Annotated in this window: 10 protein-coding genes; 1 reads left to right on the top strand and 9 read right to left on the bottom strand. The window is 65.5% G+C overall.

Annotation, left to right across the window (positions count from 1 at the left end; translation table 11 throughout):
* Positions 1 to 95: 95 nt before the first annotated feature.
* From Q0U08_RS15500 to Q0U08_RS15480, 5 genes are all read right to left on the bottom strand, one after another.
* Entirely contained in the window at positions 96 to 875 is a 780-nt protein-coding gene (locus Q0U08_RS15500; protein WP_298092422.1) for a succinate dehydrogenase iron-sulfur subunit, read from the bottom strand.
* Positions 876 to 1,030: 155 nt separating this feature from the next.
* Entirely contained in the window at positions 1,031 to 1,609 is a 579-nt protein-coding gene (locus Q0U08_RS15495; protein ID WP_298092421.1) for an ATP-dependent Clp protease proteolytic subunit, read from the bottom strand.
* A gap of 192 nt (positions 1,610 to 1,801) precedes the next feature.
* A complete protein-coding gene (locus Q0U08_RS15490; RefSeq protein WP_298092419.1) occupies positions 1,802 to 1,969 on the bottom strand; it encodes a hypothetical protein in 168 nt (55 codons plus the stop codon).
* A 29-nt stretch (positions 1,970 to 1,998) separates the two neighbouring features.
* Positions 1,999 to 2,391: a hypothetical protein gene (locus tag Q0U08_RS15485; RefSeq protein ID WP_298092417.1), complete on the bottom strand. Its 393-nt coding sequence runs from the start codon at positions 2,389 to 2,391 to the stop codon at positions 1,999 to 2,001.
* Positions 2,392 to 2,441: 50 nt separating this feature from the next.
* Entirely contained in the window at positions 2,442 to 3,503 is a 1,062-nt protein-coding gene (locus Q0U08_RS15480; RefSeq protein ID WP_298092415.1) for an SDR family oxidoreductase, read from the bottom strand.
* Positions 3,504 to 3,605: 102 nt separating this feature from the next.
* Between Q0U08_RS15480 and Q0U08_RS15475 the strand changes: the two genes are divergently transcribed.
* Entirely contained in the window at positions 3,606 to 3,986 is a 381-nt protein-coding gene (locus Q0U08_RS15475) for a helix-turn-helix domain-containing protein (protein ID WP_298092413.1), read from the top strand.
* Between the two features lie 15 nt (positions 3,987 to 4,001).
* Here the strand turns inward: Q0U08_RS15475 and Q0U08_RS15470 are convergent, their stop codons facing one another.
* The 4 genes from Q0U08_RS15470 to sdhC all read right to left on the bottom strand — a co-directional run.
* Positions 4,002 to 4,532 (bottom strand): hypothetical protein, encoded by a 531-nt coding sequence (locus Q0U08_RS15470; protein WP_298092412.1) that lies wholly within the window; start codon positions 4,530 to 4,532, stop codon positions 4,002 to 4,004.
* 176 nt (positions 4,533 to 4,708) lie between these two features.
* The gene (sdhA, locus tag Q0U08_RS15465) at positions 4,709 to 6,514 is read right to left on the bottom strand and encodes a succinate dehydrogenase flavoprotein subunit (protein WP_298092410.1); all 1,806 of its coding nucleotides are present in this window, start codon (positions 6,512 to 6,514) and stop codon (positions 4,709 to 4,711) included.
* A complete protein-coding gene (gene sdhD / locus Q0U08_RS15460) occupies positions 6,514 to 6,897 on the bottom strand; it encodes a succinate dehydrogenase, hydrophobic membrane anchor protein (protein ID WP_298092409.1) in 384 nt (127 codons plus the stop codon). Before sdhD ends, sdhA begins: the two co-directional genes overlap by 1 nt.
* On the bottom strand, positions 6,897 to 7,280 hold a 384-nt coding region (gene sdhC, locus Q0U08_RS15455; RefSeq protein ID WP_298092407.1), incomplete at its 5' end, for a succinate dehydrogenase, cytochrome b556 subunit. The genes sdhD and sdhC, both read right to left, overlap by 1 nt.

Here is a 7,280-nt window from a genome sequence, read left to right as displayed (position 1 = left end):
GGGGGGGGGGGGGGGGGGGGGGCGGTTCCGCGAGCGCCGCGTCTGGAGACAGGCCCCACCCTGCAGGGAAAGGGCATAAGGCAGGCACGCGCGGATCAGACGATCCGCTCGGCCTCCATCTTCTTGATCTCGGCGATGGCCTTGGCGGGGTTCAGGCCCTTGGGGCAGACATTGGCGCAGTTCATGATCGTGTGGCAACGATACAGACGGAACGGATCCTCCAGCTCGTCCAGACGCTCGCCGTTCATCTCGTCACGGCTGTCGGCCAGCCAGCGATAGGCTTGCAGCAGGATCGCCGGCCCCAGGAACTTGTCCGAATTCCACCAATAGCTCGGGCACGAGGTCGAGCAGCAGGCGCAAAGGATGCACTCGTACAGCCCGTCCAGCTTTGCCCGGTCCTCCGGCGACTGCAGCCGCTCCTTGCCCGCGGGCTCCGGTGTCACCGTCTGCAGCCAGGGCTGGATCGAGGCATATTGCGCATAGAAATGCGTGAAATCCGGCACCAGGTCCTTCACCACATCCATGTGCGGCAGCGGGGTGATGCGCACCTCGCCCTTCACATCCTCGATCGCGGTGGTGCAGGCCAGGCCGTTGCGTCCGTCGATGTTCATCGCGCACGACCCGCAAATGCCTTCGCGGCACGAACGGCGGAAGGTCAGCGAGGAGTCCTGCTCGCCCTTCATCTTGATCAGCGCGTCCAGCACCATCGGGCCGCACTCGTCCAGATCGACCTCGAACGTGTCGTAGCGCGGATTCTGCCCCGAGTCGGGGTCGTAGCGATAGACCTTGAACTTCTTGATGCGGCCGGTGGTGGTCGCCTTGTGCGTTTCGCCCTTCTTGATGACGCTGTTCTTGGGCAGGGCAAATTCAGCCATGGGTTCGATGTCCGCTGATGGGCCGACCAGATCGCCGGCAAGGATCGTGCCTGCCCGATACATGACCGGCGTGCAGGCCGCAAATGTCTTGACAGCGAAAAATATGCCGATCGCGGCTGGCGGGCGTCCGCGGATCGCGAACGCCCGCCAGATCATCAGATCACGTCGAGCACCAGGCCCAGGTCGCGCGCTTCCTCGGCGTTGATATACCAGTTCGCCACCGCCTTCTCGCGAATCGTCTCGAAATCCACCCGCGATCCGGCGACGATCGCGCGAAAGCCCTCTTCCTGGATCATGATCGAATGCTCGATCTCGTGCAGCTTGGCCTTCAGCACGGCCGGCAGCGTGGTCAGCGGCCCCTTCAGGTCGACGGCGGCGTTCATCTGCCGCTCGTGCAGCATCAACCGGGTGTTGCGGGTCAGGAACCGCTTGTCGACCGGAAAGGCCGACATGAAGGTCGCGCCTGCCGAATAGACCGCCACCTTGCCCAGAAACAGCGTCTCGCGTCCGGTATGGTCACGCAGCAGGCGGATCGAATCGCCCATCGCCCGCGCCATCTCCGGATCGCCGCCCAGCGTGGTGATCGACACGACCAGCGGCCCCTGCCCCGCCGATGCGGCGGCGAGTTGCTGCTTGAACGTCGCGTACATCGCGTCGTCGACGGGTCCGTGCAGTTGGATCTGCGGGACGGCGAGGGCCGGATAGTTCACGGCATTGTTCGGGTGCTGGTCCATGGCGCGAGCGAACCAGCGATCGCGGCGTTCAGTTCCACGACAATCCACGCTTCCGATCCGCGCGATGGGCCATCGGCGCGCTCCGGGTCGTGGGACCACGCACAAGCCCTTGGGCGGATCGGCACATCGCCATCACACGATGCAGCACAGGCATCGCCCCGGCACGTGCAAAAAAGCGGCGATGATCGCCGGTCAGCACTGTTCGGCGGTAAAAACCGGGGCCGGCCCTGGCGGCACCCGCGCGGGGTGGTCGAAGAACAGATCGGTCTTCAGCCGGTGGCGTTCGCCATAAACCTCTCGCAACACATCCGCCAACGCCGGATCGTAGCGGCGCAGGTCAACATCGGACAGCACCGTCACCGGGCCGAAGGCAGGTCTGGCAATCGGGATCAGGCCATCGCCATCATCACGCCGGCGGAGGCGAGCGCGCCGGCGAACACCGCCTTGGCCCTCGGCGTCGATTGCGCACAGCGTGGCAGCGTCGCCACCCGCCGGGGATCGCGGAGCAGATCGACCAGCAGTTCCACATCCGTTTGCGAGCCGAAGGGACAATCCCGGCACGGCGTCCGGTCCAGGCATTGCTCGCCCAGCCGCAGCACACTGTCGATCACCGGCGCCAACATGTCGTGCCCGATCGGGGCCAGCAGCGCATGCAGCGCCGGCAATACCGGGCGATGCGCGTCGCGGGCCGCACGCCAAACGCGCACCGCCCGCGTGATCGTCTCGACTGCGATCGGCGACAGGGTGGGGTGATCAACGGCGGCGGGTGACGCGACACGCATGGCCTTCTCCTCACCCCGGAGAGTAAGGCTAATGCGAGTCTATTGCAAGTTTACGGGATCAGGCGATCCGCCCGCAACCGCTCGAACAAGGCGAAGAACGCATCGTCCGTCGGCTGATAGCTGGTAAAGCCCAGCCGCCGGCTTTTCGACATGTCGGTCACCACCTCGATCGGGCGCCCCAGATCGGCATCGCTATGCCATGGTGACGCCAGCCGCGACAGGTCCGGCTCGACCAGCCGGTGCTGTGCCGCAATCTCGCGCCAGATCGGGGCATCATCGGCCATCTGCTCTTCCAGGGGCCGCACCACGCCGTCGAACGGCGCCGCCTCCAGTTCGAACCAGCCAGCGATACGGCTCCACATCCATTCCCAGCGGAATATGTCGCCATTGACCACGTTGAACGCCTCGTCATGCGCCGCCGGCGTCTCCGCCGCCCATAGCAAGTGGCGGGCGAGCTGGCCGGCGTCGGTCATGTCGGTCAGCCCGTGCCACTGCGCCGCCGATCCCGGGAAGGTGAACGGCCGCCCCGTCGCCCGGCACAGCGTGGCATATACCGCCAGCGTCGTCCCCATGTTCATCGCGTTGCCGACCGCCTTGCCGATCACCGTATGCGGCCGATGAACACTCCACGTGAATCCGTCGCGCGCGGCTGCGGCGAACACCTCGTCCTCCTGCGCATAATAAAAGTTTTCGACGTCCAGCCGCCCTTGTTCCTCGCGGAACGGTGTCTGCGGCAGCGTGCCTTTGCCATAGGCCTCGAACGGTCCCAGATAATGTTTCAGCCCGGTGACCAGCGCGACATGCCGTGGTCCGGTGGCGGGCGGCAGGGCATCCAGCAGGTTGCGCACCATCGCGGCGTTGACGCGGATATTCTCCGCCTCGCTGTCCTGACGCGCCCAGGTGGTGATGAACACCGCATCGGCATCGATATCGGCCAGCGCCGTGCGCGTGGTACCCGCATCCTGCAGGTCGGCGACCACCGGCCGGACGCCGTCCTGCGCCACCGGCCGCCGCGCCAGCCCGTGAACGGTCCAGCCCTGCTCGACCAGCAGCGCCGCCGTCGCACTGCCGACGATCCCGCTCGCGCCCACCACCAATGCCGTTTTCGTCATGATCTTCGCACCTTCGCTCTTGAAGATCACCAGCTAGGCACGGGCCTTCGCAGCTTCTAGACGGCACCAAACAGGAACCTAGTCACCAAAGGGTAACCACCCATGCGCCCCGGATCGAACGACGAGGAATGGCGGGAAGATTGTGCCCCGCGCCGTGTGCTGGCGCTGTTCGCAACCAAATGGACCAGCATGATCCTCCACGTGCTCCACGCCCGCCACGGCGGCACCGCGCGCAGCGGCGTGCTGCACCGCAGCCTGCCCGGCATCTCGAAAAAGATGCTGACCCAAACACTTCGGGACATGGAGGAAACCGGCCTCCTCACCCGCCACATACACAGCGTCGTCCCCCCCGCCGTCGAATACCGCCTCACGCCCCTCGGCACCCGCTTCGTCGAACCCGTCGAACTGCTCTACACCTGGGCCCGCCAAAACCCCGACGCCCTCAACCAGCTCGGCGACCGACCTACCGCACGACGCGTATAATCTTATAACCCTTGATTATTTTTGCGGCGACGGGGGCAGACGCCAGACCTCGATGCGCACCCCCGGTTGCGGCGTCTTGAAGACGTCCATCGGAATGGCATAACCCTTCACGTTCCACTGGAGGGAATGATCCCGATCGCCTGCCTGCACGCCGGAGGATATGGACGGCTTGCCGGTGGGAGGCCCCAGCAGGGCGGTAACCGCCTCGACATAGCGAGCGGGGGGCTGGTCCGTTCGGGACATCACCCAGCAGCGCATCTCACCGTTCGGATCGAACAGCGGCAACATCGCACCACTGCCCGCCTTACGGTACAGCGTCATGCCGTTGCCCGACGGCGGCTCGGCCTTCCACCCCACCGCCTCCAGCTTGCTGGGCACGCCGTCCGTTTTTATGCAGTCGTCCAGCGCCTCGGCAACCTGCTGTGGCGACGCGATCGGGAAAATCGCCGCCCCGTCCTGTGCCCAGGCGGGCGCCCCGTTCGCCGCCGTCAGGACGAGCACGATCGATGCCAGCCGATTCGCCCACCGAAATGCCTTTGTCGTCATGGCATTCGCCCCCACCTGCATGTTTCGCGCACGTGGCATCATAAGCCTGTCGGCGACAGACGAGGATATGCAGCTTTTTACCGTCAGGCGCGCGGCCCGGCACGCCATCTTCGGACACCAAAACGCCCGCATGGTTTCCCATGCGGGCGCCTGTATCGCACCTCTGATCCGCGGGATCAGTAAACGCGCTTCTTCGGCTTGATATAGTCGATGTCGTCGGTCAGCGTGTAGTCGTGCACCGGGCGGTAATCGATCGCGGTCGCGCCACCCTTGCCGCCCCAGCCGTCGAACGTGGTGATCGTGTGCTTCATCCAGTTCGCGTCGTCGCGCTCGGGGAAGTCCTCGTTCACATGCGCGCCGCGGCTCTCCTTGCGGTTCAGCGCCGATTCCATCGTCACCACCGCCTGCGACACCAGATTGTCGAGTTCCAGCGTCTCGATCAGGTCGGTGTTCCAGATCAGCGAACGATCCTTGATACCGACATCCTGCATCCGGCCATAGGTGCCGCGGATCTTCTCGCGGCCCTCGGTCAGCAGTTCGTCGGTACGGAACACCGCGCAGTGGCGCTGCATCGTCTTCTGCATTTCCGAACGGATCTCCGCGGTCGGCGACCCGCCGGCGGCGTTGCGGAAATGGTCGAGGCGACCGAGCGACAGCTCCTCCGATCCCTTGGGCAGCGGATTGTGCGGCGTGTTCGGCTTCAACTGGTCCTTGATGCGCAGGCCCGTCGCACGACCGAACACCACGAGGTCGATCAGCGAGTTGGAGCCGAGGCGGTTCGCGCCGTGCACCGATACGCACGCCGCCTCGCCCACCGCGAACAGGCCGGGGACGATCGAGTCGGGGTTGCCGTCGCGCAGGCGCACGACCTCGCCGTGATAGTTCGTCGGGATGCCGCCCATGTTATAATGGACGGTCGGCGTCACCGGCAGCGGCTGGCGCGTCAGGTCGACACCGGCAAAGATCTTGCCCGTCTCGGTGATGCCGGGCAGCCGCTCGTGCAGCACCTTGGGATCGATATGATCGAGGTGCAGGTGGATATGGTCGCCTTCCTTGCCGACGCCGCGGCCTTCGCGCATCTCCATCGCCATCGAACGCGACACCACGTCGCGGCTGGCGAGATCCTTGGCGGACGGAGCATAGCGCTCCATGAAGCGCTCGCCCTCGGAATTGGTCAGATACCCGCCCTCGCCGCGTGCGCCCTCGGTGATCAGCACGCCCGCGCCGTAGATGCCGGTCGGGTGGAACTGCACGAACTCCATGTCCTGCAGCGCGATACCCGCGCGCAGCGCCATGCCGCCGCCGTCGCCGGTGCAGGTATGGGCCGAGGTCGCGGAGAAATAGCAGCGGCCATAACCGCCCGTCGCCAGCACCACGTTGTGCGCGCGAAAACGGTGGATCGATCCGTCTTCCATGCACAAGGCGATCACGCCCCGGCACGCGCCGGCCTCGTCCATGATCAGGTCGAGCGCGAAATATTCGACGTAGAAGTCCGCGTCATACTTCAGCGACTGCTGGTACAGCGTGTGCAGCATGGCGTGACCGGTACGGTCGGCCGCGGCGCAGGTGCGCTGCGCGGGCGGCCCCTCGCCCATATTCTGCATCATGCCGCCGAACGGGCGCTGGTAGATGCGGCCCTCGTCGGTGCGGCTGAAGGGCATGCCGGCATGCTCCAGCTCATACACCGCAGCCGGGGCTTCGCGGCACAGATATTCGATCGCGTCCTGGTCGCCCAGCCAGTCGGACCCCTTGACGGTGTCGAACATGTGCCAGGTCCAGTGGTCCGGACCCATGTTGCCCAGCGAGGCGGCGATGCCGCCCTGCGCGGCGACCGTGTGGCTGCGGGTCGGGAACACCTTGGTGATGCACGCGGCCTTCAGGCCGGCCTCGGCGATGCCCATGGTGGCGCGCAGGCCCGATCCGCCGGCGCCGACCACCACCGCGTCATAGGTGTGGTCGATGATCTTGTAGGCAGCAGGCATTACGCAGCGGCTCCAAAGGCGATCTTGAGAACGGAGAAGATGGCGACCGATGCGGTCACCGCGGTAAAGACATTGAGCGCGACCAGTGCGGCGACGCGGCTCTCGTCATGCTGGTAATCCTCGATCACCACCTGCAGCCCCATGCGGAAGTGCGAGAAGACCGACAGGACGAGCAGGATCATCGGGATCGCCACCCACGCGCTCGACAGCCACATGCGCATCGCTTCGTAATCGAACGACGGCTGGCGCAGGATCGAGACGAGCAGCCAGACGATCAGCAGGAAGTTCGATCCCGCGGTCAGCCGGTGGTGAAACCAATGCTTGGCGCCCTGCTTGGACGAACCCAGGCCGCGCACGCGGCCGATGCTGGTTCCCGATCGCATCACTTGATCCCCAGATAGAGCCAGAACAGCACGGTCAGCGTCACCGACGCGACCATGGTGAGCATGGCGTAACGCTTGTTGGTCTTCAGCTCGAACCCGGCGCCCAGATCGAGCACCAGGTGGCGGATACCCGTCATCATGTGCTGGAACAGGCAGGCGGTCAGGCCGATGCCGATCACATAGCCGAGGATGTTCAGATTGCCGGCATCCGTCGTGAACACGTCGCGGAACGTCGCATAGCTCTCGGCCCCGCCGGCGATCGCGGCCAGGAACCAGACGAGCAGCGCGGTGCCGACGGTCGCCATCCCCGACCCGGTTACGCGATGGAGAATGGAGACCAGCATGTGCGGGCCCCAGCGCCAGATCTGGAGGTGGGGCGATAG

The sequence above is a fragment of the uncultured Sphingomonas sp. genome (assembly GCF_946477935.1).
GTDB lineage: Bacteria > Pseudomonadota > Alphaproteobacteria > Sphingomonadales > Sphingomonadaceae > Sphingomonas.
The sequence above is the reverse complement of the archived record's forward strand: the minus strand, read 5'-3'. Positions and strand labels throughout refer to the sequence as shown.

Bases quoted from the DNA above. Each gene is read 5' to 3' on its own strand.
- Q0U08_RS15475 (WP_298092413.1), top strand. From the start codon at position 3,606: ATGCGCCCCGGATCGAACGACGAGGAATGGCGGGAAGATTGTGCCCCG.
- Q0U08_RS15495 (WP_298092421.1), bottom strand. From the start codon at position 1,609: ATGGACCAGCACCCGAACAATGCCGTGAACTATCCGGCCCTCGCCGTC.
- Q0U08_RS15500 (WP_298092422.1), bottom strand. From the start codon at position 875: ATGGCTGAATTTGCCCTGCCCAAGAACAGCGTCATCAAGAAGGGCGAA.
- Q0U08_RS15470 (WP_298092412.1), bottom strand. From the start codon at position 4,532: ATGACGACAAAGGCATTTCGGTGGGCGAATCGGCTGGCATCGATCGTG.
- Q0U08_RS15480 (WP_298092415.1), bottom strand. From the start codon at position 3,503: ATGACGAAAACGGCATTGGTGGTGGGCGCGAGCGGGATCGTCGGCAGT.
- sdhA (WP_298092410.1), bottom strand. From the start codon at position 6,514: ATGCCTGCTGCCTACAAGATCATCGACCACACCTATGACGCGGTGGTG.
- Q0U08_RS15485 (WP_298092417.1), bottom strand. From the start codon at position 2,391: ATGCGTGTCGCGTCACCCGCCGCCGTTGATCACCCCACCCTGTCGCCG.
- sdhD (WP_298092409.1), bottom strand. From the start codon at position 6,897: ATGCGATCGGGAACCAGCATCGGCCGCGTGCGCGGCCTGGGTTCGTCC.